Raw genomic sequence first — 25,054 nt, 5'->3', positions numbered from 1 at the left:
TTCTCATTTTTTGAATGGTTTCCCCCGTTTCCGTGGAAACGGCCCAGAAACGGGGAGGCGGCTCCCCCGCACGGTCGCCGGTGGGCCCGCAGGTGAGGGTGACAGATGACGTGTGCTGGTAGAAAACGGCTCGTTCGGGAGGGGGCTGGTTCGATGGTTTTAACGGTTAATTTCTCTACCAGTTAATCGCGTAAAAAGCCCGTCATAGAGGGCGTTTAGGGACTCAGAAAAATACATAGCACTGTTTTATTTAAATAGCCTTAAAATGTCACTATGAAATGAATAAGGTTCATGATATACTTAACTTATTAATTGAGTGAACGATTATATTAAACCTGGTGGTGACCAACAAAATGACAACGACGTACATCAAAAAAATCATGCTAACAACGGCGCTTCTCGCACTGGTCGCGGGCTCAGCACCGCTGACCCCCATCGTGGCTCAGGCGGCCGAGACGACGACGGCGGTCAAAACGGCGGACCAGACCCCCACAACCTACGACATTCGTGAGGTGATCTTACCACAGACCTACGTGTGGAACGGAACCCAGTGGTCGGCCGACCTGAATCCGGCCTATCAGCCGTTACCAAACACGCTGACGCAGGATAATCTCGCCAGCGACACCTACATGGACGGGTTAGAGTACCCGAAAGGCGTCACGAAGGAGATTCTCCGGACGGCCTTCGGTGACATGATGAAGGAAACGACCTTCCCGGCGGACCAGACCGTGGCCGACTACTCCGTAGAATTGAACGATGGCTATGGCGGCCTGAAAAACCAGGAAGTCATCGACCGAATGGTCATTCAGGCTGGAGCCACGGCTTGGATGGCCAAGGCGGCCAACGGGTACCTGAACGGGGGCACCTATACGCGAGCGGATTACGCGGAGGATTACCCGTACATGAAGGCCCTGATCGACGCCACCGCGGGCACGGAGATCGAAATGGATCCCCGGGGTTACGAACTGGCGCTGACGGACGATGCCGCGTTCCAAGACCTGATGACCGCAATCACCTACAACGGTGGTGGACCGGGCATTAACCAAGCGGCCATTCGCTCCGGAATCGATGGCGACAAATACGACCTGAACAAGATCGACATTGCCAAGACGCAGGAAATGACCCGTCAGGTCCTGGAATCGCCTGCCACGTGGTTAGTCGCCCAGGATGCGGCCACGGGGCTGACGTCCCTTAACCTGATGGCCGTCATGCCAACGGTCTTCGTCCTGGATAGTAAGGGCGGTGGGACGCCGACGAACCCGTTGACGCCGGCGGAACCAGGGAAGCCAACGGAACCGGAAACACCAACGGAGCCAGAAACCCCGACGACGCCAACGGTTCCAACGTTACCCGTCACCCCAACGACGCCAACGGTCCCAACGGCACCAGGGACTTCCGATGAGACGGCGAACTTGGTCACGGGCGGCGCCGGCGCGACGGTGGCTCCTAAGGGGAGCGTCGTTTTCGCCACGAAGAAGGTCGGACTCTACAGTAGTAAGAACTTCTCCGCTAAGAACCGGAAGCAGTGGTATCAGAAGAAATCCCGGGCGAACCGGCCGATGTTTGTGGTGACGAATTACGCCAAGGCCAAGAACGGGGCCTTACGCTACCAAGTGAAGGACGTGAACCACCACAGCAAGACCGCGGGGAAGACCGGCTACATCACGGCCAACGCGGCCTACACGTCCTCGGTCTACTACGCGAAGAAGCACCAGACGGTGACGGTCATCAATCCGGACGGGGTGAACGCGTACCGGCAAAAGAACCTGACCAAGAAGACGGCCCATTACCGGCAGGGGCAGGTGCTGAAGGTCAAGAAGATCGTCCGGCACAACCTGACCACGCGGATGCAGCTGACGAACGGTCGGTACATCACGGCCAACAAGAAGCTGATTACGAGTGGCAAGCAGACGGTGGTGAAGCGGGTGCAGACCAAGCGGGCCCTCAACCGGTACACGACCGTGACGCTGAAACGGGCTAATCACCACTACCAAAAGGGTCAGAAGCTGACGGTCCTGGGCTGGGACTACGCTTATGGCAACGACTTTAGTCGTGCCGACAGTTTACGGTACCGCGTGGCGGGCGGCTACATCACCGCGAGTCAGGCACAAGTAAAGATTTTGAAATAAGCTGACCGTTAGAATCGGGTATGCGGAGTCTGGGACCACGTCCTGGGCTCCTTTTTTTAATGGTGGCGCCGACCTTGCACCTTCCAATGAGTGTGTTACAATGAATCTCTATTTCTTGAAAACGCGGACGATATTTTCAAAAAGAGGAGACGAACGGACACATGCAACTGAGTCGATTAGAAAAGCGGCACTACGGAATGGGGGCTGCCCTGGTTCTTCTGATGGTGGTGAGTGCCACCGTCCTGCAGGACCAGGAGCTGATCCTTCCCGAGATTGGGGCGCTGACCGCGGGGACCTGGATCTACCAGATGGACGGGTGGATTCACCAACCGACCAAGATTTTCCTGGCGCCCTCGGGGACCGCGCTGATCGGCTTTCTGATCAACCAGTTGCCCCTGGCCTATCCGGTGAAGGTCTGGCTGGGGCTGTTGCTGATGCTGGGACTCCTGTGGCAATTACGGTCGAGCCTGGCGCCGGCCTTTGCGACCGGGCTGCTGCCCATCATCATTAACGCCACGCACTGGTCCTTCATGGTAGCCATCCTGCTCTTCACGGCCATCCTGATGGTCGGGGTCTACGCGCAGGGCCGCTACCGCACGACCCGGGCCGGTGCGCCGCTCCGGGTGGGCCACCTGGGCCTGTTCGCCGGGGTGGTCACCGTCTGGGTCGGCCTGGTCTGGGTCGCCGGAGTTCCCCAGATGGCGGGCATCCCGCCGGTCCTGGTGGTCTTCTTTGAGGTGCTGCAAAAGCCGCACTATTCGCGGCAGATGGCGGTGAAGCAGTGGGTGGCCCTGACGGGGTCGGCGACGCTGGGCGTCCTGGTGCACGTGGCCGTGCCGACTTGGTGGGTGGCGACCCTGATTGCCCTGCCCCTGGTCTTCCTGTTGTTGGCAGGATTGCGGTTGAAACTCCCCGCGGCGTACGCCTTTCCGTTGCTGGCGCTGGTCCTGCCCACGGGGATGTTCCACCTGCTGCCACTATCCGCGGGATTGGCCGCGACCTTTTTCCTGGGCAGCTCGTTGCTTGACCATCGGCTCCGGGCCTGGTGGACGGCCCGGCAGCCACTGGAAGAATCCGATTCTTAAGGGTAATCACGCTGGCCCATTCCACGCTTCCACGCATTTGACGGGCAGGAAGGACTTCTACCAGCCGCGAAACTCTGATATGATGGGAACATTCACTGAAAATCAGAATGGAGTGGCAATACATATGCACAAACAACATTGGGCCATCTGGGGCGCGACCGTCCTGGCCATGGTCGGCCTCGGCAGTTGGCCTTCCACGACCGCCCACGCGCACGTCTTGAACCAGCAGACGGCGTTACGGCGGCGGGTCGCCCAGCGGTCCGGCATGGACCTGGCGACCGTTTTACGGCTCGATAAGACGCTGAGCAAGCAGGGAATCCATCTCGACAGCGTCCAGACCAAGGATCAGAGCAACCAGTACCAGCTGCACCAGAAGCGGCACCAACTGACCGTGACGTACACGGTCACTCAGACGCCCGGCGCGGCCACGATTCCGGTACAGGTCATCGCCTACCAGGGCAAGCAAGCCGTCAGCCAGGCCGTCTTCACCCTGGGTGCGACCTGGAACCAGGACCAACTCACGGCCATGACCTACGTCACGAAGACGGGGGCCACGGTGAATCTGTTGAGTCGTTAAGGAAAAAAGGAACGGTTACCCCGAAATCTTTCGGGATAGCCGTTCTTTTTGCAAGATACTATTTAAGAAAACACGAGATTATAAATTCTATTTTAGAAAAGTAGTAGAAACCTTGTCCTGTTGATGGCCCTAATAAATTAGCTTCGAAAGGAGGAAACATTTTATGAAGTTCAACTCCATCAACACATTGACCTCAACGGAGCTTTTTGTTGATTAGGTTAAACGGGCCATTTCCCTAAACTTTATAACTGTCATGTACATGTGCTGGAACGGGGCGGGGGCGTAATATTGAGAATGCAATAACATACGCTGAGTAATACGGTGGCATTCTTTTATTATCTATACTTGGCAGCCCATAATCAGGCTTATCCTTTATTATTTAATAGTTTTCGACCAACCTATCAGACATTGGTTCGCTGGAATAGTGAGGGGCAGGGGGCTACCGAAATTTTGCATTACAATCAAGTACTATTGCGGTTAATTCAGTCTGGCTATACTGAAGCAGCAGTCGCTCAGGACAATGCGCGGATCACCTGGAGTCTAAATGATTTATTACGCTAAACCAAAGGGCGTCACGCACTATTGGAAAAATGAGTGCGAGCGCCCTTTGGTTGCGATGATGCTATTGGTAGAACATTGGAATTAATGATGCTGACGGAGGGTGAACCAGCTCAGACCACTGAGAATCAAGCCGAGGGTTGCGACCCAGATTGATGGGGATGTTTCACCCGTTTGAGGAAGAGTCGTTGGTTGAATCACCGACATTGCGGGAAATTTGATGGCTGGGTTTTCGGATATAACGTGACTGGCGTTATGGGTTATTACTATTGATGTGACGGGCTGAGACTGACCATGACCGGGATGTTTATTTGCGCCGGCTTCTCCTGTAGCTGGGGTGGTGATGGTGAGGGTTGGTGTCAGAACGGCTGGGGATGGTGTCAAGTCGTTTCCGTTGTCGCTATTGCCACTTGAAGTTGGTGCTAGTGCATAGATGTAGGTGACGATTTGGTCTGTCGCAGTAAAGATTCCGGTGGTATTGGCAGACTGCTGGCTCAAGACGTAGCCGGCAATATTTGGCGCGTTCGTTGTGTAACTAGTCCCAGTCTCTCCAGTTAATGTTTGACTAGGTTGTAGTGTTGTTCCCTGATCTGAGATGTAGTGAATGGTGACTGTGCCTGTGAGGGTCGGAGTGACGACTGGTGGTGCGATAACGGGTGTCGTAACGTTCTTAGTGTAAATATAAGTAACTGTGATAGGCGTGTTTGTATAAGTGCCAATCGGATTACCAAGAATGTAATGTAAGTGATAATTGGGAAAAGACAGCTCATGTGTTACATATGGATTACCAACGATTCCCGATGTGTCGACGTTTGAGTCAGTTAGTGGGCTACCATGATCGTCTTGATAACTCGTCGTCACGCTACCGGCTTCATTGGCTAATTGGTAGGGTTGAATAACGTAAAATAATGGAGCTTGAGAATTACTCGTTGGAATTTCGCCCAATAAATATTGGTCATAACCCGGATAGGTAATGATAGTGTGATCTTGTATTGGGGCAGTGGTTTTTATTGGATTCGTTAAGCCGACAAAATCAATACCACCAGTAGTATTGGGGGAGGGTGAACCAGCGACATAATAAGCATGAACGATGTCTTCAGACGTGTCTTGTGGATTATCATAGTTGGCTGTATCTATAATAGTTTTGCCTGGAGTTATGCTTAGGTCACCGCGTTTGCCATCTGGTAAGACAATTGGTGTTTTAAGGGTAGCGGTATGAGTTTGATTATCAACATACAGGAGTGGTAGCGTAATTAACTGTGAACCGTATTTGAAATCTGTTAATTGCTGGTAGATACCAGATAAACTGGAAAAATTTGAAATGTAGTTATAGTCTAAATACAATGTTTTGAGGTGGGTTAGACCACTAAGCTTGCTGATATCTTTGATTTTATTCATTGATAAATCGAGATACGTCAATTTGGTAAGTTGGGCAAGTGGGTCAATACTTGAGATATTACCGTGATAGTGAACAGGAGTGGCATTAAGACCACTGGATAAAGTTAATTTGGTAAGGTTTTTAGCGTGTTGGAGGCCTTTCAATGAGAAGTCTGTTGTGGTTGAATCACCAGAGTGATAAGTATCAAGAAGTTTAAGATCCGTTAAAAAGTGTAAATCATCTTGTGTGATATCGTCTTCTGAATTCCAAACTTTTTTAGTCGTCGTGAAATCGATTCCCCTTAGTGCTTTAAGTACGGCTTTACGTAAATTAGGATTTGGCATCCAAATATTAATTGGGCCTTTTTGTGTGGCTGCTGTTGGCGTTGCTGGTACGTTTGGCTTAGTTATCAAGGAGTAATCGGTCGACGTGGTAACTGAAGTTGGTTTAGATTCAGAAATTGATGTGGTGCTAGGTGCCATAGATGCAGCGGGGGTTGATGTAGTGGCTTTTTTATGCGGTTGTGGTGCAGTAGGCATATCGACTGTTGATTTTGTTGATGACTGTGTCGGAGTGGTGGTCGATGCTGGTTCAGTGTTATTCTGCTTATTGTCGTTCAGCGATGTGGTGGGATTCGTTAATGCAACCTGCGCGTGGATTGCCGTTGAATCTGGTATAGTAACTATTTGTGTTGTCTGAGTGGTTGACTCATTGGGTGTTGTGATTGGTGAATCAGCATGGGCAAGCTGACTGGTGAGACCAAGGGTTATTAAGGTTGTGATGGCGGTGCTGGTGAACCACCAACTGGTGTGGTTTGAGTATAACTGTGGATAATGATAAGTTGACATGTGGTCGCCTTCCTTGGAATAGCTTAGTTGATGTTCAGGCTTAATTGACCACAGCTTAGCATGGTTAACAAGTAGGTTCTACACATTTAACTTATATTAGTATAAGATGAGTTATAAAAAGTGATAGTTACCTTACTGTCCCAGTGTCCTATCGTATAAGAAATAATCGTATTGATGTTAAAAATCAATTGACGGGTAATTAATTTAGACAGCCTAAAATGAGACTAGGGCATAATCCGTGTTCTATAAAAATTTCACGCAATTGATCTGATGTTAACAGAGGATTAAATAATAAGCAGTATTGTCGTTCAACACAGCATCTTAAAAGGCCATCAGTCGATGGTTAGAGCTGTTGGGACATGATTTCCGGCCAGCATTTAATGACTCACTGGAAGATTTCAACCGTCAAATCAAACGAACCGTATACAGTTACAAAAATTGGGAACATTTAATTTTCCGAATCCAGATTGAATTTAAAATCAAAGTCGAAAAAAGAACTCAATTCGTAAACGAATTGAGTTCTCACATCAGTTCTCATCAACACTGGTTGATAAAGAGCCATCTTTTAATTTAAAAAGGCTTAATCGCGAGCGTTCAAGACCTCGGGACCGTCTTGGCGACCCACGATGACCGTGTTGACCACGTCTAAGAATAAGCCGTGTTCCACGACCCCGACGATGCCGTTTAAGGTGTTCGCCAGTTCGTGCGGGTGGTCGATGCGGCCCAGGTGCAGGTCGATGATGTAGTTCTTGGAGTCGGTCAGGACGTGTTGCCCGTCTTCCGTCATCCGGAAGGTTGGGTGCAGACCCATCTTGTCGAGCTTTTCCAGGACGTGCGTGGAACCGAACGGAATGACTTCCAGTGGCAGGGGGAACTTGCCCAAGTGGTGGACCAGCTTGCTTTCGTCCACGATCCACATGTTCTTGGTGGAGTTGATGGCCACGATCTTTTCCCAGAGGTGGGCGGCCCCGCCACCCTTAATGCCTTGGAAGTTGTCGTCGATTTCGTCGGCACCGTCGATGGTCAGGTCGAGGTGGTCGACTTCGTCCAATTGCTTGATGGTGATGCCCAGTGATTCGGCTTGCTTGGCGGAACGGTCGGAAGTGGCGACCCCGATGATGTGCAGGCCTTCCTTTGCGACGCGTTCACCTAAGGCGTCGATCATGTAACGAACGGTCGAGCCGGTTCCGATTCCTAAAATCATCCCGTCTTCAACGTACTTGACGGCTTCTTGCCCAACGAGGGCCTTTAATGCATTTTGATCCATGGGTGATTGTCTCCTCTTTCTGTGATAGGGTCGTGTCAGTCAACGGGGCGCACGGCACCAGGCCCGCGAACGGGTAGCTGATGATCGGCCAGGTGGTCGAGAACCGGGTACGTCGCGAAGTAGGTCTTCGCGTACGGATCCAGTAACTTGACCGGTACGGCGGCCGCATTGGCGAGACTAGTAAAACGTTTAAGCAGCTGCACAGCTAGGTCGGTTGACTGACTGGGCCGGACAAAGATCTGTTCCAGGACCCAGGTATCGTCGGCCAACGTCAGGTAGTGCAGACTCGCCAATAGTTGGTCGTTCTCGACGATCGTCAAGCGACCGGGTGCTTCGGTCAGCGACATGCCGCAAGACTCCTTTCGTGCCCAATGACTTCCCCTTGATTCTGGTCTATCAGGGCAATCTTGTCAACTCCTTTTCGCCAAACGGGGTTTTTGCTGGTAATCTGACCGGAGGATGCTTATTCTAGGAAGAGAGCTTTCACGCAACACCGACTGAAATAATCAATGAGGGAGTGGCTAATGATGAAACAACGAGGCTTTGAAATCGTCAGCAAGTACGCGGACCAGGGGGTGCACCTGCCATACCGCACGACCCAACAGGCGGCCGGCTACGACTTCGAGTGCGCCGAGGACTTCACCTTGCCGTCGATCTGGCGTCACGACGTGCTGCATGCGTTTAAACGGTTACGGCACCGCGAACCGATGACCACGGCGGAATTGGAAGCGGGCCAGCACGACCTAAAGCCGTACCTGGTTCCCACGGGAATCAAGGCGTACATGCAACCGGACGAGGTACTGATGCTGGCCAACCGGTCGAGCAACCCGCTGAAGCACAACCTGATTCTGCCTAACGGGGTCGGCATCATCGACGCGGACTATTACAATAATGAAAAGAACGAGGGCGAGATCTTCGTCCAATTGGTCAACGTGGGCTTGCACGACGTGGTCATCAAGAAAGGCCAACGCATCGCCCAGGGGATCTTCTTACCGTTCCGCCTGGCCGATGGGGAACAGGCGCCCCAACAGGAACGACGGGGCGGTTTTGGGTCGTCCGACCAACATTAAATCTTTACAAAGGCTTATGATGGACTACTGGGGGATTCCCCGGGGAATATGCTAGAATATAAAGTAGAAGAAAGTTCGTTGAATGCGGGGACCACCCCTGAGCGTCGGGTGCGGCGCGGGTGGCCCGCTAAGAGCTAAAAATCAGATGAGGGGGATGCACGTGGCTAAGGCAAAAACGAATTACGTTTGTCAAAATTGTGATTACAGTTCCCCACGGTACCTGGGGCGCTGCCCCAACTGTGGCGAATGGAACACCATGGTTGAGGAAGTCAGCACGCCGGTCGCTAAGCCGCAATCGACGCGGGTCACGGCCAGCGGGGAGCACACGCGGCCCCAGCTGATGAACGAGATCAAGCACACCACCGAGACCCGGGTCAAGACCCAGATGGAGGAACTGAACCGGGTCCTGGGTGGCGGCATCGTGCCGGGCTCCTTGATCCTGATCGGGGGGGATCCCGGTATCGGGAAGTCGACCCTCTTGCTGCAGGTGTCGGGTCAGTTGAGCGCGACTGGCGGTAAGGTCCTGTACGTGTCGGGGGAAGAAAGTGCCAGTCAGATCAAGATGCGGGCGGACCGCTTGGTGGTCAACAGCGACCACCTCTACCTGTACCCGGAGACGGACATGGCCAGCATCCGGGCGAACATCGAGGAGATGCAGCCGGACTACGTGGTCATCGACTCCGTGCAGACCATGCAGGCTCCCGGTATCGAGTCGGCCATTGGGTCGGTCTCCCAGATCCGGGCGGTCACCGGTGAACTGATGCAGATTGCCAAGACCAACGGCATCACCATCTTCGTGGTGGGCCACGTGACCAAGGGCGGCGCGATTGCCGGGCCGAAGATTCTGGAACACATGGTGGACACCGTCCTGTACTTTGAAGGGGACATGCACCACACTTACCGGATCCTGCGGGCGGTCAAGAACCGGTTCGGGTCGACCAACGAACTGGGCATCTTCGAGATGAAGGAGGGCGGCCTCTATGAGGTGGCCAACCCGTCGGAGATCTTCCTGGAGGAACGATTGAAGGACGCGACCGGGTCGGCCATCGTGGTTTCGATGGAAGGGACGCGGCCCATTCTGGTCGAGGTCCAGGCGCTGATAACGCCGTCGGTCTTTGGCAACGCGCAGCGGACGGCCAGTGGGTTGGACCGCAACCGGGTCTCCCTGTTGATGGCGGTCCTGGAGAAGCGGGCCAACCTGATGTTGCAGAACCAGGACGCCTTTTTAAAGGCGGCTGGTGGGGTGAAGTTGGATGAACCGGCGATCGACCTGGCGATAGCGTTAAGCATCGCTTCCAGTTACCGGGACACCGCGACGGCCCCCACGGACTGTTTCGTCGGCGAAGTCGGCTTGACCGGTGAGATTCGGCGGGTCAGCCGGATCGAACAACGGGTCGCCGAGGCCAAGAAGCTGGGTTTCCAGCGGATCTTTGTCCCAAAGAACAACCTGCAGGGGTGGAACCCGCCGACCGGCATCGACGTGGTCGGGGTCTCCACCTTGCGGCAAGCACTGAAGCTCGCGCTGGGCGTGTAACCGCCACGGGTTTTAGCGGGCAACGCAGGACGTCATAATCAAGGCGTGATGAAAGAATCCAGCCATGAAGGGAGGTGAACGTATGCGTAAACGAACAGTTGTCTTAGTGATCTTTGCAATCATTGGTGGTGTGCTGGGCGCAGCTTACCTGCCACGGACTTGGCTCCTCTTTGGGGTGAAGAGTCTTCTCGTTGATAATGTTATTGTTAATATTTTGCTTGGTGCTATTATTTTTCTCATTCTCGGGGCCATCTTTGCGAAGAGTTTCCTCCGACTGATCAGTCGGGTGGAGAGTTACCTGAACAAGCAGGACCCGATGACGATTATCTTCGGGAGCCTCCTGACCATCGTCGGGTTGGCCCTGGCCCTGTTGATCTCCCAGTTCCTGTTCCGGGTACCGTCCTTCCTGATCAGTACGATTATCCCGTGGATCCTGATGATCCTGTTGGGGTACTTCGGTTTTCGGTTGGGAACGCGGCTTAGTAAGATTCGGGGCGAGGAATGGCGGCGGCTTTTCCAGTCGCGGAGCAAGAAGGCCAGCGAAGAGGCCAGTGAGAAGGTCATCGACAAACAGGTCGAACCAAACTTCCATCACTACAAGATTCTGGACACCAACATCTTGATTGATGGTCGGATCTACGACCTGGCGAAGACCGGGTTCCTCGAAGGAACGCTGTTGGTCCCCAATTTTGTGCTCTATGAATTACAGTACATTGCGGACTCCAGCGATTCGGTCAAGCGGGTCCGGGGCCGGCGGGGTCTGGACATTCTGAATAAACTGCAGAATGAACACGTCATGCCCATCGAGATGTACGAGGGCGACTTTGAGGACATCCCCGAGGTCGACAGCAAGCTGATCGCCTTGGCCAAGCAAAACGGCGGGGTCATCGTGACCAACGACTACAACCTGAACAAGGTGATCCAGTTCCAAAACGTTCAGGTCTTGAACATCAACTCGTTGGCCAACGCCCTGAAACCCCGGGTCATTCCGGGAGAAAACCTGCACGTGATGGTCGTGAAGAACGGGACCGAACGGCAGCAGGGGGTGGCCTACCTCGACGACGGCACCATGGTCGTGGTGGAAGACGGCAAGTACTTTATCAATAAACAGCTTGACGTCGTGGTCACCAGTGCCATCCAGACGGATGCGGGACGCATGATCTTTGCCAAGCCGGTGCATTCTGACCGGGGCATCGAAGATCATCAGTCGGCGCAGAAGTCGACGGCCGAGAAACGTAAGAAACAACGGTAAGCAAGAAACCGGGACGCGCCAGAACGGTGTGGACCGGCTTTTTTGCCCCTTAATTGTGAACAAAGCGGGCCAACCCCTTTATTTTTAGGGAGAGGCATTGTACACTTAAAGCACTATGTATGGCGACGGTTAGGACCGCTCGCTAACCAAAAAACGAGAAAGAGGCGCAACCATTTTGGCTAAAAACGCAATTCGGGTTCGTTATGCTCCGAGCCCCACTGGACATCTGCACATCGGGAACGCGCGGACAGCGATTTTTAATTACCTGTTCGCACGGCACAACAAGGGCAAGTTTATTATTCGGATCGAAGACACGGATACTAAGCGCAACATTGCGGACGGTGAACGGAGCCAGCTGGAAAACTTGAAGTGGCTCGGTTTGGACTGGGACGAAGGTCCCGATGTTGGTGGGGACTACGGTCCGTACCGGCAATCAGAACGTCGTGACATCTACGCACCCCTCATCCAACAATTGATGGACGAAGGCAAGGCTTACGAGTCTTACCGGACCGAAGAGGAACTGCAAGCGGACCGCGAAGCTCAAAAGGCCCGCAACGAAATGCCACACTACGAATACGAATACGCGGGCATGTCCGACGAAGAAAAGCAGGCGGCCATCGACGCTGCCAAGGCCAAGGGCTTGAAGCCGGTCATCCGGTTCCGCGTGCCTAAGGACAAGGTCTACGCGTGGGACGACATGGTGAAGGGCAACGTTTCCTTCAACTCCGACACGATTGGTGGGGACTTCGTCATCGCCAAGCGGGACGGCATGCCGACCTACAACTTCGCCGTGGTCGTGGACGACCACAAGATGGCCATCAGTCACGTCTTCCGGGGCGACGACCACGTGGCCAACACGCCAAAACAACTGATGATCTACGAAGCCTTTGGCTGGGAAGCCCCTAAGTTCGGCCACATGAGCCTGATTATCAGCAAGGACACCGGGAAGAAGCTGTCCAAGCGGGACGAATCCGTCTTGCAATTCATCGAACAGTACCGGGACTTGGGTTACTTGCCAGAAGCCATGTTCAACTTCATCCTGTTGTTGGGCTGGTCACCAGTTGGGGAAGACGAAATCTTCACCCGCAAGCAATTCATCAAGATGTACGACGAGACGCGGTTGAGCAAGTCGCCAGCAACGTTCGACATGGACAAGTTGGAATGGTTGAACAACCGGTACGTCAAGGACGCGGATGAGAGTACCATCGCTGACTTGGCCATGAAGCAATTGATCAAGGCCGGTAACATCCCGGCCAACCCGGATACGGCCACGATTGAATGGTCGCGTCAGTTGATCAACCTGTACAAGCGTCAAATGAGTTACATGGCGCAGATCAACGACATGGCGTCGGTCTTCTTCCAGGAACCCGAAAAGGTTGAGGGCGATGCCTGGGACGAAATCAACAACGAGACGGCACCGGTGGTCTTAAAGGCCTTCGCTGCTGAAATCAAGAAGCTGGACTTGTTTGACTCCGTGGAGATTTTCCACGTCATCAAGCGGGTTCAAGCCCAAACCGGCATCAAGGGCCGGCAACTCTGGATGCCAATCCGGATTGCCGTTACCCACGAGATGCACGGGCCAGAATTACCTGAATCCATCGAATTGGTGGGTCGTGAAACGGCCTTAGCCCACATCCAACAAACGTTGGACCAACTGGGTGCTAAATAGTGTCTTTGAAATCGGTGTTTGCCTAACGGCAGACGCCGATTTTTTTGACGCCGATTAAGGACCAGTGCGTATAGGGCTTCTAATAAATCGAGAAATAGGTCAAAAGCATGGCCAAATCAGTGGTCAAACCATCGTACCAACCGAATCGTGGAGTGCCTTAACAGGTCGAGTACGATGAATTGTCCCGGTGGGGCGCCCATAGTATGGTAGGAGTCAAGCAACGAAACCGTTAACGAATGGGGGCACACTGATGCGAATCACTAAATTGATTACGGGACTCGCCCTGATTGCGTGGGCGGTCTTCACCCTGGCCCAGGCACTCAATTTAAACGTTAATCCGGCCGGAGAGGGGGGACCGGCGTTGAATGGCTCCTGGGGGCTGGTGATTGCCGGCCTGTACCTGGTCGCCGGCATGATCGACCTAACGACCCAACCGGGGGTGGCGCTCAATAGCGACGTCACCGTGTTGGTGTTGGTCCTGATTGTTTGGCTCATGGGCATCTCCGAGGTCGGCTTTTCCCTGGACCTGACGCTGTGGTCGTACCTGGCGTTAGGGTTGGTCAGCCTGAACGTCATCTGGGACGTGCGCCACTTGCCGGTTGAATCGTGACGCTGGTGGCGCAGATCTTACTGATTTGATAAAGAAACCGAAGGAGGGGCCGCAAAGGCACGACTTCGGTTTCTTGGTTTGGGGTCGGGTATGCTACAATGGAGCTAACTAACGATTAGTAACGTGAAAGGAGCTTCGGGATGCTCAAAGTTTTTAATACCATGACCCGTCAAAAGGAAACTTTTGAACCGATGACGCCTGGCGTGGTCAACATGTACGTGTGTGGCCCGACCGTGTATAACTACATTCATATTGGGAACGCGCGGAGCGTGATTGCCTTTGATACCATTCGCCGGTACTTCGAATACCGGGGATACCAAGTCAAGTACGTCTCGAACTTTACCGACGTTGATGATAAGATGATTCGCGAAGCCCACAAGGAAGGCATTACCGTGCCCGAACTGGGTGATAAGTTTATCCAGGCCTTCAAGGAAGACACGGCGGCGCTGAACATCGAGCCCGCGACCGCGAATCCCCGGGCGACGGACTTCATTCAAGAGATTGTGTCGTTTATTGAAAAATTGATCACCAAGGGCTACGCGTACCCGGTCGACGGCGACGTGTACTACCGGGCCCACAAGTTTGCCGACTACGGGAAGCTCTCCCATCAGAACATCGACGAACTCGAAGAGGGGGCGTCCCAGCACACCAACGACGAGGAGACCGCCCGCAAGGAAGATCCCATCGACTTTGCGTTGTGGAAGGGTGCCAAGCCGGGAGAAATCTCCTGGCCATCGCCGTGGGGGGCGGGCCGTCCCGGCTGGCACATCGAGTGCTCCGTGATGTCGACCCACTTCTTGGGCGACACCTTCGACATTCACGGTGGGGGCGAGGATCTGACCTTCCCGCACCACGAAAATGAAATCGCGCAGAGCGAAGCCGAGACCGGCAAGCCCTTCGTCCATTACTGGATGCACAACGGCTTCGTCACGGTCGGCGATGAGAACCAGAAGATGAGCAAGTCCCTGGGCAACTTCGTGACGGTCCACGACCTGATCAAGACGGTGGACCCGCAGACCCTGCGCTTCTTCATGGCGACGACCCAGTACCGACGCCCGATTCAGTACACCCAGCAGAACATCGACACGGCGGCCCGGAACCTCCAACGGCTTCAGACGGCCTACGATAACATGGGGTACCGGCTGAAGGACGCGGAGGCCGGCAACGACCCCAAGACCGAACAGGAGACCCGCCAGCTCGTGGCCGACTACATCGACGCGATGGACGACGACTTTAACGTACAGAACGGGGTCTCGAAGGTCTATGACCTAGCCCGGTTGGGGAACGTTTACGCCGAACGGTCCTTCGTTTTGAAGGGCACGTTGGAATTCATGCGCCAGACGCTGGCCGACTTGCTGGGCGTCTTCGGGGTCGTCTTGACCGAGGCGGATAGCCTGGACGACGACCACATTCAGTCCCTGATCGACGAGCGAATCCAAGCCCGTCAGGACCGGAACTTCCAGCGCAGCGACGAGATTCGGGAACAATTAAAGAACCAAGGCATCATTTTGGAAGACACGCCCCAAGGGACGCGTTGGCGAAAGGAAAATTAATGACAAACACAAATTATCAGCAGTTAAACGGGGTCGCCCTGGCCTACATGGGCGACGCCGCTTACGAAGTCATCATTCGGCGGCACCTAATCGAAGAAGGGCTGGCCAAGCCCAACCATTTGCAACGGACGGCGACCCATTACGTGTCGGCCAAGGCCCAAGCGGCCTTGATCGCGCTGATGGAGCAGGACGACATCCTGACCGACGACGAGTGGACCATCTTCAAGCGCGGGCGCAACGCCAAGAGCTACACCCACGCCAAGAACACCGACGTGGTGACCTACCGAATCTCGACCGGGTTCGAGGCCATGATGGGCTATCTCGCCCTGAGTGACCAGCAGGACCGGGTCACGGAATTAGGCAATTGGTGCATTCAACAAGTGGAAGCGGGGCGGACGGAATAATGGCAGAAGAAAAAACGGATTTTGTGATTGGCCGGCACCCGGCTGTCGCGGCGTTACGGAGTCAACAGGAAATCAACAAGGTGTTCCTGCAGAGCGGTTTGAAGTCCGAGGCGATTGACGAGATTCGACAATTGGCGCAACGGCGGCACTTGGTCATCTCCGAGGTGCCTAAGCAGAAGCTGGACCAACTGACTGACCACCAGAACCACCAAGGTGTGGCCCTGGGGGTGGCGGCGTTTGCCTACGCCAGCATTGACGACCTCTACGCCAACGCCGAAAAGAAGGGCGAAGAACCGTTCTTCTTGATCCTGGATAACGTGGAGGATCCTCATAACTTGGGCTCCATCTTACGGACGGCCGATGCCAGCGGCGTGCACGGGGTGATCATCCCGAAGCGCCGGGCCGTGGGCTTGACGTCGACGGTGGCCAAGACCTCGACCGGCGCCATCGAGACGGTCCCCGTCGCCCGGGTCACCAACCTGGTCAACACGGTCAATGATCTGAAGAAGCGCGGCATGTGGATCTTCGGGACCGACATGGCCGGGACCGACTACCGGGACTGGAACGCCAAGGGCGCCGTGGGCCTGATCATCGGTAACGAGGGCAAGGGCATCTCGCGTTTGCTGAAGGACACCGTCGACCAGACGTTGACCATTCCGATGGTCGGCACGGTCCAGAGCCTCAACGCCAGTGTCGCCGCGGGCCTGTTGATGTATCAGGGCTTTAATTCCCGTCATCCGGTTCAACATTAAGTGATGTAGGGAGGGCGCGGACGCATGAAAAAAGACATTTTAATCGTGGATGCCTATAACATGATCGGTAACTGGCCCGACCTGAACCATTTGAAATTGACGGACCGGTTACCCGAGGCACGGGATGAGCTGCTGAACATGCTGGCGAATTACCGCAAGCTGCGGGACGCGGAGATCTACGTGGTCTTCGACGCCATGTACGTCCCAGGCATCTCGAAGAGCTATAAGCAGTATGACCTGAACGTGACCTGGACCAACCGGGACGAGACGGCGGACAGCTACATCGAAAAACTTGCCAAGCAGCTCCAGACCCGCTTCACCCAGGTGACGGTCGCCACCAGTGACCAGGCGGAACAGTGGACCATCTTCTCCGAAGGGGCCCTGCGGATTCCGGCGGGCGAACTGTTGCGCGACATCGACCGGGCCAAGAACGAGGTCAACCAGACGGCCCGTGAGTTCGCCGATAAGGGCTTGGTACGCAAGTCCCCCTGGAACGACCAACAGATGTATAAGTTAGAAAAATTGCGGGATCAGTTGATGGATCAACCGGATCGTTCCCCGCACCCCAAAAAGCGTCACCGATAAACGTGCGTTCGCTAGGGCGTACCCGGACCTCCCTTTACACTGAGAGTTATCAGTTAAGGGAGGTCTTTTTGATGACTCAGATCAGTGATAACCAGTTAATTCGTGAGATTCAGACGACGCCGGATTCGCCGGCACTGCACCAGCTGTTCGTGCGCTATTCCCCCGTGTTGCGCCGCCTGCAACGACGCTACTACATTCCGGGTCATGATGCCGACGATTGGCAGCAGGAGGGGTTATTGGTCCTGCACGCGGCGGCGCGCAGTTATCGCCTAGACCGTTCGCGCAACTTTGGGGCCTTTTACCGGTTAAATCTGACGCACCGGGTCTACGACCTGATCCGCTATTCACAGGCGAAGAAGCGCCACGCCACCACCGTGTCGCTGGAGGAACACCGGACCTTCTTTGCGGATACCCTGGTCGATCCCCGGGTCCAGGTGCGCGACCAACTGGAGGTCCAGGAGGCCTTACAGCGGGTCCTGCCCGAGTTGTCACGAACCGAAACGGTGGTGCTGCGCGGCCTGTTACGGGGGTGGAGCCCGACGACCATCAGCGAGCGGTGTGCGCTTTCGCCGACCCGGGTCACGGCGGCCCTGCACCGGGGACGACAAAAGCTGCGGCGGACGTTGGCCCAATGATTGACGCCCCGGGCAAACGATGGTAAGCTATTGCAGTATGAGTTAACTGGATAAAATGAAGGTGGTGGCAGGATGGCTCAACGGAAAATCGCTCTGGCCTGCTCAGTTTGCGGGTCCCGGAATTACACCATCGCAGCAAGTGCGACTCGCACGAAACGACTGGAAGTTAAGAAGTTTTGTAAGTATTGCGGTAAGTACACGCTGCACCGGGAGACCCGGTAGTAGCAGCTAACGATCAACACACACTTTGAGGGAGGCAACACCATGCGGTTATTCCGATTCTTCAAATCGGTCGGTCAAGAAATGAAACAAGTTTCCTGGCCCGGCGTTAAGCAGACCCGGCACGACACGGGAACGGTTGTGGGCATTTCAGTGCTCTTCGCCATTTTCTTCGCCGTCGTCGACTGGATCGTTCAATTTGGCTTAAAGTTTATTGCCTAAGGAATCTGTCGGTGGTCAAAACCGATTAAATATGCTATATTGTAGCTAACGGGAACTTCGTTTATGACGAAGTTTTTTTATTTTGCACGTAAAGACAAACACAAAGGAGTGCCAATCGATGGTTGAGTCAGCTGAAAAGCAATGGTACGTTCTGCATACCTATGCAGGGTACGAAAACAAAGTGAAGGCAAACTTGGAATCCCGGTCCGAATCCATGGGGATGCAGGACAACATTTTCCGGGTCGTCGTTCCGGAAGAAGAGGAACACGAAGTCAAGAACGGTAAGGACAAGGTCACGATGGAAAAGACCTTCCCCGGCTACGTCCTAGTCGAGATGGTCATGAGTGACCAGGCCTGGTTTATCGTGCGGAACACACCGGGGGTGACCGGATTCTTGGGGTCTCACGGGCAAGGAAGTAAGCCAACGCCACTGTTGCCGGAAGAAGTTGAACAGATCCTGCGGACGATCGGGATGTCTGCCCGTCACGCCGAATTAGACGTCGAAGTGGGCGACTCCGTGACCATCGTGGACGGGGCCTTCAGTGGCTTGGTCGGCAAGATCACCGAGGTCGACAACGAAAAGATGAAGCTCAAGGTCAACATCGACATGTTCGGCCGGGAGACCAGTACCGAATTGAACTTCGACCAGGTCGACCCCGTCGTCAAGTAAGACCGGTTAAAGCATCGTTGGGCCGGATTTAACGGTCAGCCAATGAATTTAACCTTGTTACCCGATATTAAATGTGGTAAACTCTTCAAGTATGCGTATCACAAACGACACGCATTCTGTTAAACGTGGGAGAAGCAAATTGATCGCTTCACTTACCACACACGGACTTAAGGAGGTATTGTCTCGTGGCTAAAAAAGTAGCTAACGTAGTTAAATTGCAGATTCCTGCAGGCAAAGCAACCCCAGCTCCCCCAGTTGGACCAGCACTGGGTCAAGCAGGGATCAACATCATGGGCTTCACGAAGGAATTCAACGCGCGTACCGCTGACCAAGCTGGTATGATCATTCCTGTTGTGATCAGCGTCTATGAAGATCGTTCCTTTGATTTCATCACCAAGACCCCTCCAGCAGCAACGCTGTTGAAGAAGGCTGCCGGTGTTGAACATGGTTCCGGCGAACCTAACACGAACAAGGTTGCAACTGTAACCAAGGATCAAGTTAAGCAAATCGCTGAAACTAAAATGCAAGATCTAAACGCAGCTGACGTTGAAGCAGCTATGCGCATGATTGAAGGTACTGCCCGGAGCATGGGCTTCACGGTCGAAGGTTAAGCTCAGTTTTCGGATAGTCGGACACTTCACGAAAATGAAATGTGTCAAGTGGGAGGTTTATCCGTTACAACCACATTTGCAAGGAGGAATACACAAACATGGCTCACAAACGAGGTAAAAAGTATCAAGACGCTGTTAAGCAGGTCGAAGCCGGTAAGGTTTACGCACTTAACGACGCCGTTGATTTAGTAAAGAAGATTGATTTCGCTAAGTTCGATGCAACGGTTGAAGTTGCGTTCAAGCTTAACGTTGACACGAAGCAAGCCGATCAACAATTACGTGGCGCCTTAGTGCTCCCTAATGGGACTGGTAAGGAAACCACTGTGATCGTGTTCGCCAAGGGTGACCAAGCGAAGGCTGCGGAAGCTGCCGGTGCTGATGTTGTCGGTGAACAAGACTTAGTTGAACGGATCCAAGACGGCTGGATGGACTTTGACGTTGCCATTGCAACGCCAGACATGATGGCCCAAGTTGGACGTTTAGGTCGGGTCTTAGGTCCTAAGGGCTTAATGCCTAACCCTAAGACGGGTACGGTAACGATGAACGTTACCAAGGCCGTTTCCGACGCTAAGAATGGTCAAGTTACTTACCGGACTGACCGGGACGGTAACGTGGCAGTTCCTGTCGGCAAGGTTTCCTTCGATGCTGACAAGTTAGTTGGTAACCTGAAGGCAATCGCTGAAACGGTTGTTCGTGCACGTCCAGCGTCTGTACGTGGGACTTACGTCCAACACGTTTCCATCGCTTCAACGTTCGGCCCAAGTGTCGACGTTGACTTGGCAACTTTCTTAGACTAATTTCTTAGTCGAGACGGCTGCAACAGTTGTCGATAAAAAAATCCCTAACCACCCATTGACTTTTGTTAGTGGGTACGGTATCCTAATAAAGTTATATTAGTGATCTACCTAAGACTCAGGTGACCCATTGGTCTTAAAGCTGCCTGCCGAGGAAGAAGTTGAACTTAAACTTTTGACTCTCTATGTCTTGGTGGCATAGGGATTTTTTTATCCCACCAATCTACTCTGGGAGGTGAACAATTTGAGTGAACAAGCTATTGCTGTTAAAGCAAAGAAGGTTGATGACGTCGTTGAAAAGTTCAACAACGCCACCAGCGCAATTGTTGTCGACTACCGTGGTTTGACGGTGGCCCAAGTGACCGACTTACGTAAGCAATTACGGGATGCTGGCGTTCAGATGAACGTCATCAAGAACAAGGTCTTGACTCGTGCCGCTGAAAAGGCTGGTTACGCCGACTTAAACGATGTCTTCGCTGGACCTACGGCCGTTGCTTTCTCTAACGAGGATCCAATCGCCCCAGCTAAGATTTTGAAGAAGTTCTCCGATAGCGTTGATGCCTTGGAAATCAAGGGTGGTTACATCGAAGACAAGATCATGTCTGTTGATGAAATCAACGTTTACGCTACCTTGCCTAGTCGTGAAGACCTGCTCTCCATGCTGGCTAGCGAACTTCAAGCTCCTATCCGTAACGTGGCTTACGCAATTAAGGCCGTTGCTGAAAAGGGCGATGACGGTGAAGCCGCATAAGCGACAACCGTTATCTCTGGTATCATAAAATATAAACCCAATTTTGGAGGAAAATAACATGGCTTTTGATAAAGATGCTATCATTGCTTCTCTTAAAGAAGCATCCATTACTGACCTTAACGACCTTGTTAAGGCTATCGAAGACGAATTCGGCGTTTCTGCTGCTGCCCCAGTTGCTGCAGCCGGTGCCGCTGGTGGCGACGCTGCTGCCAAGGACTCATTCGATGTTGAATTGACTGAATCCGGTGACGCTAAGGTTAAGGCTATCAAGGCTGTTCGTGAAATCACTGGCCTTGGTTTGAAGGACGCTAAGGGTCTTGTTGACAACGTACCATCCGTCATCAAGGAAGGCGTTTCCGAAGACGAAGCTAACGACATCAAGGAAAAGCTTGAAGCCGTTGGTGGTGTCGTAACTCTTAAGTAGTTACAACCAACTCGTTAATAAAGGCGGATCATCCCTCGTGGATGGTCCGTTTTTTGATGCCGTCAACTGCCCATGGCTGATGAGGGGCCAGCTGTTCGGGAGGGTATCGGTTTTACCAACGGGGGACCTCCAGGCCGAGTTCTGGGGATTCGCGTTTCTTGCGAAGCTTCAGGATCGTGCCCACTGCGGCCAGCTTGCTCGCCGGCGTGCGGCGGTGGCGAGCGACGATTCCAAGTAAACGTGACAGCGTGTGGGGTCACCCGGCTCCGCCTGATTTTCCAAGGCAACTTTCCGTTGTCCAGCCATCAAAAAATAAGTTGGCCCCCTAAATAAGGCTTAAGAAAGACGGTTCTTCCCCGGGAGGGCCGCCTTTTTTGGTATACTAAGACCAATATTGATGAGATTGATGGCGTTGATGGGGTCACCGGCCGTTGCTGGTGAATCGGCGTCATCGTAAAGGGGGAAATTGCTGTGGGGGTGGCAAGCATGTGGCAACGACTACAAACGTGGATTCAAAAGCGCCTGACGTTGATCAAGGGCGTCTTCTTCCTGTCGGTGCTCTTACTGGTGATTCGGGAGCTTGGCCGGATCGGCCACGAGATTAGCGGGGAACAAGTCCGGTCAGCACTGGGGGCCTTGAGTCCGACCACCATCGTCCTATTGGCCGTGGTCGGCTTTATCGCCGTCTTGCCCATGATGGTGTACGATTTTACGATTGTTGAATTTTTGCCGGGACACTTTTCGACCGGTTACATCTTGCGAAGCGGGTGGGTCACGAACACCTTTACCAACCTCGCCGGGATGGGGGGACTCCTGGGAGCCAGCCTGCGGGCGAACTTCTACGCGGAATCGGCCACCAAGAAGCAGGTGGTCTACGCCATCTCCAAGATTGCGTTGTTCCTGCTCGCCGGATTGTCTCTGGCCTGCTGGGTCGGGCTGATCATGATGTTTGGCTTTAACGTGGGGACCGTCTACCAAGGGTACTGGTTCTGGCTTTTGGGCGGGGGCCTGTACTTCCCGGGGCTCTTTATCTTCACGCGGGTCAACGATAGCGAGTTCTTCGCGGACCTGACCTGGTCCCGGGAACTTCGGTTGATCCTGGGGTCCAGCCTGGAATGGGGGAGCTGTGCGCTCTTCTTCCTGCTGATCGGGTGGGCGCTCCAGCTGCAACTGGACCTCGCGGCGGTCTTTCCCATGTTCGTGGTGGCGTCGGTCGCCGGGGTCATCTCGATGATTCCCGGGGGTCTTGGGTCCTTCGACGTCTTCATGATCTTTGGCCTGGGCCTCTTAGGGGTCAGCCGGTCCGATGCGGCCGGTTGGCTGTTACTGTATCGACTGTTCTACTACATTCTGCCGTTTGGGGTCGGGGTCGGCCTCTTCGTGCACGACGCCGGTCATCGGCTGAACCAGTTTCTGGCGGGCCTGCCGGTGGCGATTTTTCGCCGCAGCGCGCTGTGGTTCGTGACGACCTTCATGTACTTCTCCGGGGTCATGATGCTGCTCTACGCCACGATTCCGGACGTGGTTTTGGCGAATAAACTCTACATGCAACTGGTACCCTACATGTTCTATTTCTTAAGTCAGGTGACCAACCTGGTGATGGCCTTCCTGCTGATTGGGCTGGCTCGGGGCATCGGCTCACGGGTCAGCCGTGCCTTCTGGCCGACCCTGGTGGTGCTGGTCCTCGCGATTGGCTACACGCTGTGGCGGGAGAACTTTCCGGTGGGCCTGGCCATCTTACTAGGTCTCGTCCTGGCCTGCCTGCTCCTGGCCAAGCCCGAGCTGACGCGCCAGAGTTTCCACTACTCCTGGGGCGGGCTGCTGATTGACGGCAGCATCTACGTGGGGACCTTCGTCCTGTACACGGTGTTGGGCCTCTACGCCATTCAGGGCCACCACCGGCACTTTGCAACGCTCCTGCAGGCCTGGTTACCGGCCTCGACCCAGGTGTGGCTCAACGGCCTGGGAGGCCTGCTGATCGCGTTGGTGGTTCTCCTGACCATCAACCGGTTCCTATCGGTGACGCACAGTGATTGGCTGACGGCGCCGTTCGACGCGGAGCGGGTCCGGCGGGTCATTCAAAACTTTGGCGGTAACGAGGTCAGTCACCTGGCGTTCTTGCGTGATAAGCAGACCTACTTCTACCAGGCGGACGGCCAGGACCAACTGTTGTTCTTGTTCCGACAAAAGGCGGATAAGTTGCTGGTCATGGGGGAACCCATTGGTAATCAGGACTACCTTTTGCCGGCCCTGCAGGACTTCATGCGCGCGGCCGACACGGCTGGCCTGCGACCGGTCTTTTACGAGATCAGCGAGGAGCTGACGTTGCGGCTGCACGAGATGGGGTTTGACTTCATCAAGGTCGGCGAAGAAGGTCACGTCGATTTGACCGACTTCACGCTGGCCGGCAAACCGCGGCGGGGGGAACGAGCCCTGGTCAACAAGTTCAAGCGGGAGGATTACCACTTTGAGATCCTTCAGCCGCCGCTGAGCGATGCCCAGTACGCCGAGTTACGGGCTATTTCGACCTCCTGGCTGGGCGACGAGACTGAGAAGAGCTTCTCGATGGGCTTCTTTGACCGGGACTACCTGAACGAGGCCCCGATTGCGGTGATGACCGACAAGGACGGTAAAATGGTGGCCTTCGCCAACATGATGCCGACCGGTGACCACAAGATGACCTCAATCGACCTGATGCGCAGTAGCCAGGACGCACCCTCCGGTATCATGGACGGGTTGTTCGTGTACCTGTTCTTGACCTGTCAGGAACAAGGCTACACCTGGTTCAACCTGGGGATGGCGCCGTTGGCCAACGTGGGGGTCTCCGAATTTAGCTTCATCGAGGAACGGGTCGCCCACCTGATCTACGAGTACGGCTCGAACTTCTACAGTTTCCAAGGGTTGCGGGCCTACAAGGAAAAGTACGTCTCCGACTGGCAACCGAAGTACCTGGCCTACCGGCGGCGTGAGTCGCTGATCTTCACCATGTTGCAGTTGATGCAGGTGATCAACCGGCCGGGCGCCGCGGTCAAGGGCAAGCTGGAACCCAAGTGGCTCAGCCACCTGCTGGTCGACGAGGTCAACTGGCAGAATCGCGATTAGTGGGGGAGACCCATCTGAAAAATAATAAACGGCTTCTCCAGGACTGGGTCCCGGGGAAGCCGTTTTGGGTTGATGAATTTAATGATGGGATGCATCGTACGCGTTGAAATCAGTGGCAGCTGTCGATTGCTTCCACTAGATAGTTGTGAGGACTATCTTAAGTCAACTTTTTGGTGGTCTTCGTAGTCATCAGAAGAGCTAGTAACTGAAACTGATACAAATTGCCATTGTACTAGAAGTGTGTTGCTGATATTCGACGATGTCAGCGGAACAGAGGCGACTTGATGGCCGTTGTGAAATTGATGTAATCTGGCGTTTTGTGCCAGATTACATCAAGGCCGATCTCCGGAGACCT

General features: G+C 54.1%; 24 protein-coding genes and 1 other annotated feature. Of the genes, 21 read left to right on the top strand and 3 right to left on the bottom strand.

Annotation, left to right across the window (positions count from 1 at the left end; all coding sequences use genetic code 11):
* Positions 1–353: 353 nt before the first annotated feature.
* The 3 genes from FD37_RS13160 to FD37_RS06850 all read left to right on the top strand — a co-directional run bounded on the left by FD37_RS13160 (position 354) and on the right by FD37_RS06850 (position 3,791).
* Complete coding sequence (locus FD37_RS13160; protein ID WP_056964351.1) at positions 354–2,129, top strand: DUF5776 domain-containing protein; 1,776 nt, start codon at positions 354–356, stop codon at positions 2,127–2,129.
* 161 nt (positions 2,130–2,290) lie between these two features.
* Entirely contained in the window at positions 2,291–3,214 is a 924-nt protein-coding gene (locus FD37_RS06855; RefSeq protein ID WP_056964349.1) for a hypothetical protein, read from the top strand.
* Between the two features lie 124 nt (positions 3,215–3,338).
* Complete coding sequence (locus FD37_RS06850) at positions 3,339–3,791, top strand: hypothetical protein (RefSeq protein WP_056964347.1); 453 nt, start codon at positions 3,339–3,341, stop codon at positions 3,789–3,791.
* Between the two features lie 642 nt (positions 3,792–4,433).
* Here FD37_RS06850 and FD37_RS12615 read toward each other — a convergent pair.
* From FD37_RS12615 to FD37_RS06840, 3 genes are all read right to left on the bottom strand, one after another.
* The gene (locus tag FD37_RS12615; protein ID WP_082605143.1) at positions 4,434–6,575 is read right to left on the bottom strand and encodes a MucBP domain-containing protein; all 2,142 of its coding nucleotides are present in this window, start codon (positions 6,573–6,575) and stop codon (positions 4,434–4,436) included.
* Positions 6,576–7,155: 580 nt separating this feature from the next.
* The gene (gene rpiA, locus FD37_RS06845; RefSeq protein WP_045806996.1) at positions 7,156–7,842 is read right to left on the bottom strand and encodes a ribose-5-phosphate isomerase RpiA; all 687 of its coding nucleotides are present in this window, start codon (positions 7,840–7,842) and stop codon (positions 7,156–7,158) included.
* Between the two features lie 35 nt (positions 7,843–7,877).
* A complete protein-coding gene (locus FD37_RS06840; RefSeq protein WP_056964345.1) occupies positions 7,878–8,189 on the bottom strand; it encodes a hypothetical protein in 312 nt (103 codons plus the stop codon).
* 180 nt (positions 8,190–8,369) lie between these two features.
* On the opposite strand from FD37_RS06840, the gene FD37_RS06835 reads away from it, so the two are divergent.
* From FD37_RS06835 to mprF, 18 genes are all read left to right on the top strand, one after another.
* Positions 8,370–8,912, top strand: a complete 543-nt coding sequence (locus FD37_RS06835; RefSeq protein ID WP_056964389.1) for a dCTP deaminase/dUTPase family protein — start codon at positions 8,370–8,372, stop codon at positions 8,910–8,912.
* Positions 8,913–9,072: 160 nt separating this feature from the next.
* The gene (radA, locus tag FD37_RS06830; RefSeq protein ID WP_147007751.1) at positions 9,073–10,446 is read left to right on the top strand and encodes a DNA repair protein RadA; all 1,374 of its coding nucleotides are present in this window, start codon (positions 9,073–9,075) and stop codon (positions 10,444–10,446) included.
* Between the two features lie 82 nt (positions 10,447–10,528).
* Complete coding sequence (locus FD37_RS06825) at positions 10,529–11,698, top strand: PIN/TRAM domain-containing protein (protein ID WP_045806999.1); 1,170 nt, start codon at positions 10,529–10,531, stop codon at positions 11,696–11,698.
* A gap of 175 nt (positions 11,699–11,873) precedes the next feature.
* On the top strand, positions 11,874–13,367 hold the full coding sequence (gene gltX / locus FD37_RS06820; RefSeq protein WP_045807000.1) for a glutamate--tRNA ligase: 1,494 nt from the start codon (positions 11,874–11,876) through the stop codon (positions 13,365–13,367).
* 250 nt (positions 13,368–13,617) lie between these two features.
* Positions 13,618–13,977, top strand: coding sequence for a hypothetical protein (locus FD37_RS06815; RefSeq protein ID WP_045807001.1), 360 nt, complete (start codon positions 13,618–13,620; stop codon positions 13,975–13,977).
* A 140-nt stretch (positions 13,978–14,117) separates the two neighbouring features.
* The gene (cysS, locus tag FD37_RS06810) at positions 14,118–15,530 is read left to right on the top strand and encodes a cysteine--tRNA ligase (RefSeq protein WP_045807002.1); all 1,413 of its coding nucleotides are present in this window, start codon (positions 14,118–14,120) and stop codon (positions 15,528–15,530) included.
* Positions 15,530–15,934, top strand: a complete 405-nt coding sequence (locus FD37_RS06805; protein WP_045807003.1) for a Mini-ribonuclease 3 — start codon at positions 15,530–15,532, stop codon at positions 15,932–15,934. Before cysS ends, FD37_RS06805 begins: the two co-directional genes overlap by 1 nt.
* Complete coding sequence (gene rlmB / locus FD37_RS06800; protein ID WP_045807004.1) at positions 15,934–16,686, top strand: 23S rRNA (guanosine(2251)-2'-O)-methyltransferase RlmB; 753 nt, start codon at positions 15,934–15,936, stop codon at positions 16,684–16,686. The genes FD37_RS06805 and rlmB overlap by 1 nt, the downstream gene beginning before the upstream one ends.
* 24 nt (positions 16,687–16,710) lie before the next feature.
* Positions 16,711–17,271, top strand: a complete 561-nt coding sequence (locus FD37_RS06795; RefSeq protein ID WP_045807005.1) for an NYN domain-containing protein — start codon at positions 16,711–16,713, stop codon at positions 17,269–17,271.
* A gap of 71 nt (positions 17,272–17,342) precedes the next feature.
* Positions 17,343–17,906: a sigma-70 family RNA polymerase sigma factor gene (locus tag FD37_RS06790; RefSeq protein WP_045807006.1), complete on the top strand. Its 564-nt coding sequence runs from the start codon at positions 17,343–17,345 to the stop codon at positions 17,904–17,906.
* A gap of 72 nt (positions 17,907–17,978) precedes the next feature.
* Positions 17,979–18,128, top strand: a complete 150-nt coding sequence (gene rpmG, locus FD37_RS12610; RefSeq protein ID WP_082078020.1) for a 50S ribosomal protein L33 — start codon at positions 17,979–17,981, stop codon at positions 18,126–18,128.
* Between the two features lie 42 nt (positions 18,129–18,170).
* On the top strand, positions 18,171–18,347 hold the full coding sequence (secE, locus tag FD37_RS06785) for a preprotein translocase subunit SecE (RefSeq protein ID WP_045807007.1): 177 nt from the start codon (positions 18,171–18,173) through the stop codon (positions 18,345–18,347).
* Between the two features lie 118 nt (positions 18,348–18,465).
* A complete protein-coding gene (gene nusG, locus FD37_RS06780) occupies positions 18,466–19,017 on the top strand; it encodes a transcription termination/antitermination protein NusG (RefSeq protein WP_045807008.1) in 552 nt (183 codons plus the stop codon).
* Between the two features lie 185 nt (positions 19,018–19,202).
* Positions 19,203–19,628, top strand: coding sequence for a 50S ribosomal protein L11 (rplK, locus tag FD37_RS06775; protein ID WP_011667358.1), 426 nt, complete (start codon positions 19,203–19,205; stop codon positions 19,626–19,628).
* Between the two features lie 98 nt (positions 19,629–19,726).
* On the top strand, positions 19,727–20,425 hold the full coding sequence (gene rplA / locus FD37_RS06770) for a 50S ribosomal protein L1 (RefSeq protein ID WP_045807009.1): 699 nt from the start codon (positions 19,727–19,729) through the stop codon (positions 20,423–20,425).
* An 89-nt stretch (positions 20,426–20,514) separates the two neighbouring features.
* Positions 20,515–20,642: a sequence feature (ribosomal protein L10 leader region), on the top strand.
* A gap of 24 nt (positions 20,643–20,666) precedes the next feature.
* Positions 20,667–21,173, top strand: a complete 507-nt coding sequence (gene rplJ / locus FD37_RS06765) for a 50S ribosomal protein L10 (protein WP_045807010.1) — start codon at positions 20,667–20,669, stop codon at positions 21,171–21,173.
* A gap of 58 nt (positions 21,174–21,231) precedes the next feature.
* The gene (gene rplL / locus FD37_RS06760) at positions 21,232–21,597 is read left to right on the top strand and encodes a 50S ribosomal protein L7/L12 (protein ID WP_024747613.1); all 366 of its coding nucleotides are present in this window, start codon (positions 21,232–21,234) and stop codon (positions 21,595–21,597) included.
* 486 nt (positions 21,598–22,083) lie between these two features.
* On the top strand, positions 22,084–24,699 hold the full coding sequence (gene mprF, locus FD37_RS06750; protein ID WP_056964341.1) for a bifunctional lysylphosphatidylglycerol flippase/synthetase MprF: 2,616 nt from the start codon (positions 22,084–22,086) through the stop codon (positions 24,697–24,699).
* The last annotated feature ends 355 nt before the right edge of the window (positions 24,700–25,054 follow it).

This window comes from Levilactobacillus spicheri DSM 15429, from assembly GCF_001435095.1.
GTDB classification, from domain to species: Bacteria; Bacillota; Bacilli; order Lactobacillales; family Lactobacillaceae; genus Levilactobacillus; species Levilactobacillus spicheri.
The sequence above is the reverse complement of the archived record's forward strand: the minus strand, read 5'-3'. Positions and strand labels throughout refer to the sequence as shown.

Bases quoted from the DNA above. Each gene is read 5' to 3' on its own strand.
- rpmG (WP_082078020.1), top strand. From the start codon at position 17,979: ATGGCTCAACGGAAAATCGCTCTGGCCTGCTCAGTTTGCGGGTCCCGG.
- FD37_RS06855 (WP_056964349.1), top strand. From the start codon at position 2,291: ATGCAACTGAGTCGATTAGAAAAGCGGCACTACGGAATGGGGGCTGCC.
- secE (WP_045807007.1), top strand. From the start codon at position 18,171: ATGCGGTTATTCCGATTCTTCAAATCGGTCGGTCAAGAAATGAAACAA.
- mprF (WP_056964341.1), top strand. From the start codon at position 22,084: ATGTGGCAACGACTACAAACGTGGATTCAAAAGCGCCTGACGTTGATC.
- FD37_RS06825 (WP_045806999.1), top strand. From the start codon at position 10,529: ATGCGTAAACGAACAGTTGTCTTAGTGATCTTTGCAATCATTGGTGGT.
- FD37_RS12615 (WP_082605143.1), bottom strand. From the start codon at position 6,575: ATGTCAACTTATCATTATCCACAGTTATACTCAAACCACACCAGTTGG.
- rplL (WP_024747613.1), top strand. From the start codon at position 21,232: ATGGCTTTTGATAAAGATGCTATCATTGCTTCTCTTAAAGAAGCATCC.
- FD37_RS06790 (WP_045807006.1), top strand. From the start codon at position 17,343: ATGACTCAGATCAGTGATAACCAGTTAATTCGTGAGATTCAGACGACG.
- FD37_RS06850 (WP_056964347.1), top strand. From the start codon at position 3,339: ATGCACAAACAACATTGGGCCATCTGGGGCGCGACCGTCCTGGCCATG.
- FD37_RS06805 (WP_045807003.1), top strand. From the start codon at position 15,530: ATGACAAACACAAATTATCAGCAGTTAAACGGGGTCGCCCTGGCCTAC.
- FD37_RS06815 (WP_045807001.1), top strand. From the start codon at position 13,618: ATGCGAATCACTAAATTGATTACGGGACTCGCCCTGATTGCGTGGGCG.
- cysS (WP_045807002.1), top strand. From the start codon at position 14,118: ATGCTCAAAGTTTTTAATACCATGACCCGTCAAAAGGAAACTTTTGAA.
- FD37_RS06795 (WP_045807005.1), top strand. From the start codon at position 16,711: ATGAAAAAAGACATTTTAATCGTGGATGCCTATAACATGATCGGTAAC.
- rplA (WP_045807009.1), top strand. From the start codon at position 19,727: ATGGCTCACAAACGAGGTAAAAAGTATCAAGACGCTGTTAAGCAGGTC.
- rlmB (WP_045807004.1), top strand. From the start codon at position 15,934: ATGGCAGAAGAAAAAACGGATTTTGTGATTGGCCGGCACCCGGCTGTC.
- rpiA (WP_045806996.1), bottom strand. From the start codon at position 7,842: ATGGATCAAAATGCATTAAAGGCCCTCGTTGGGCAAGAAGCCGTCAAG.
- FD37_RS13160 (WP_056964351.1), top strand. From the start codon at position 354: ATGACAACGACGTACATCAAAAAAATCATGCTAACAACGGCGCTTCTC.
- FD37_RS06840 (WP_056964345.1), bottom strand. From the start codon at position 8,189: ATGTCGCTGACCGAAGCACCCGGTCGCTTGACGATCGTCGAGAACGAC.
- FD37_RS06835 (WP_056964389.1), top strand. From the start codon at position 8,370: ATGAAACAACGAGGCTTTGAAATCGTCAGCAAGTACGCGGACCAGGGG.
- nusG (WP_045807008.1), top strand. From the start codon at position 18,466: ATGGTTGAGTCAGCTGAAAAGCAATGGTACGTTCTGCATACCTATGCA.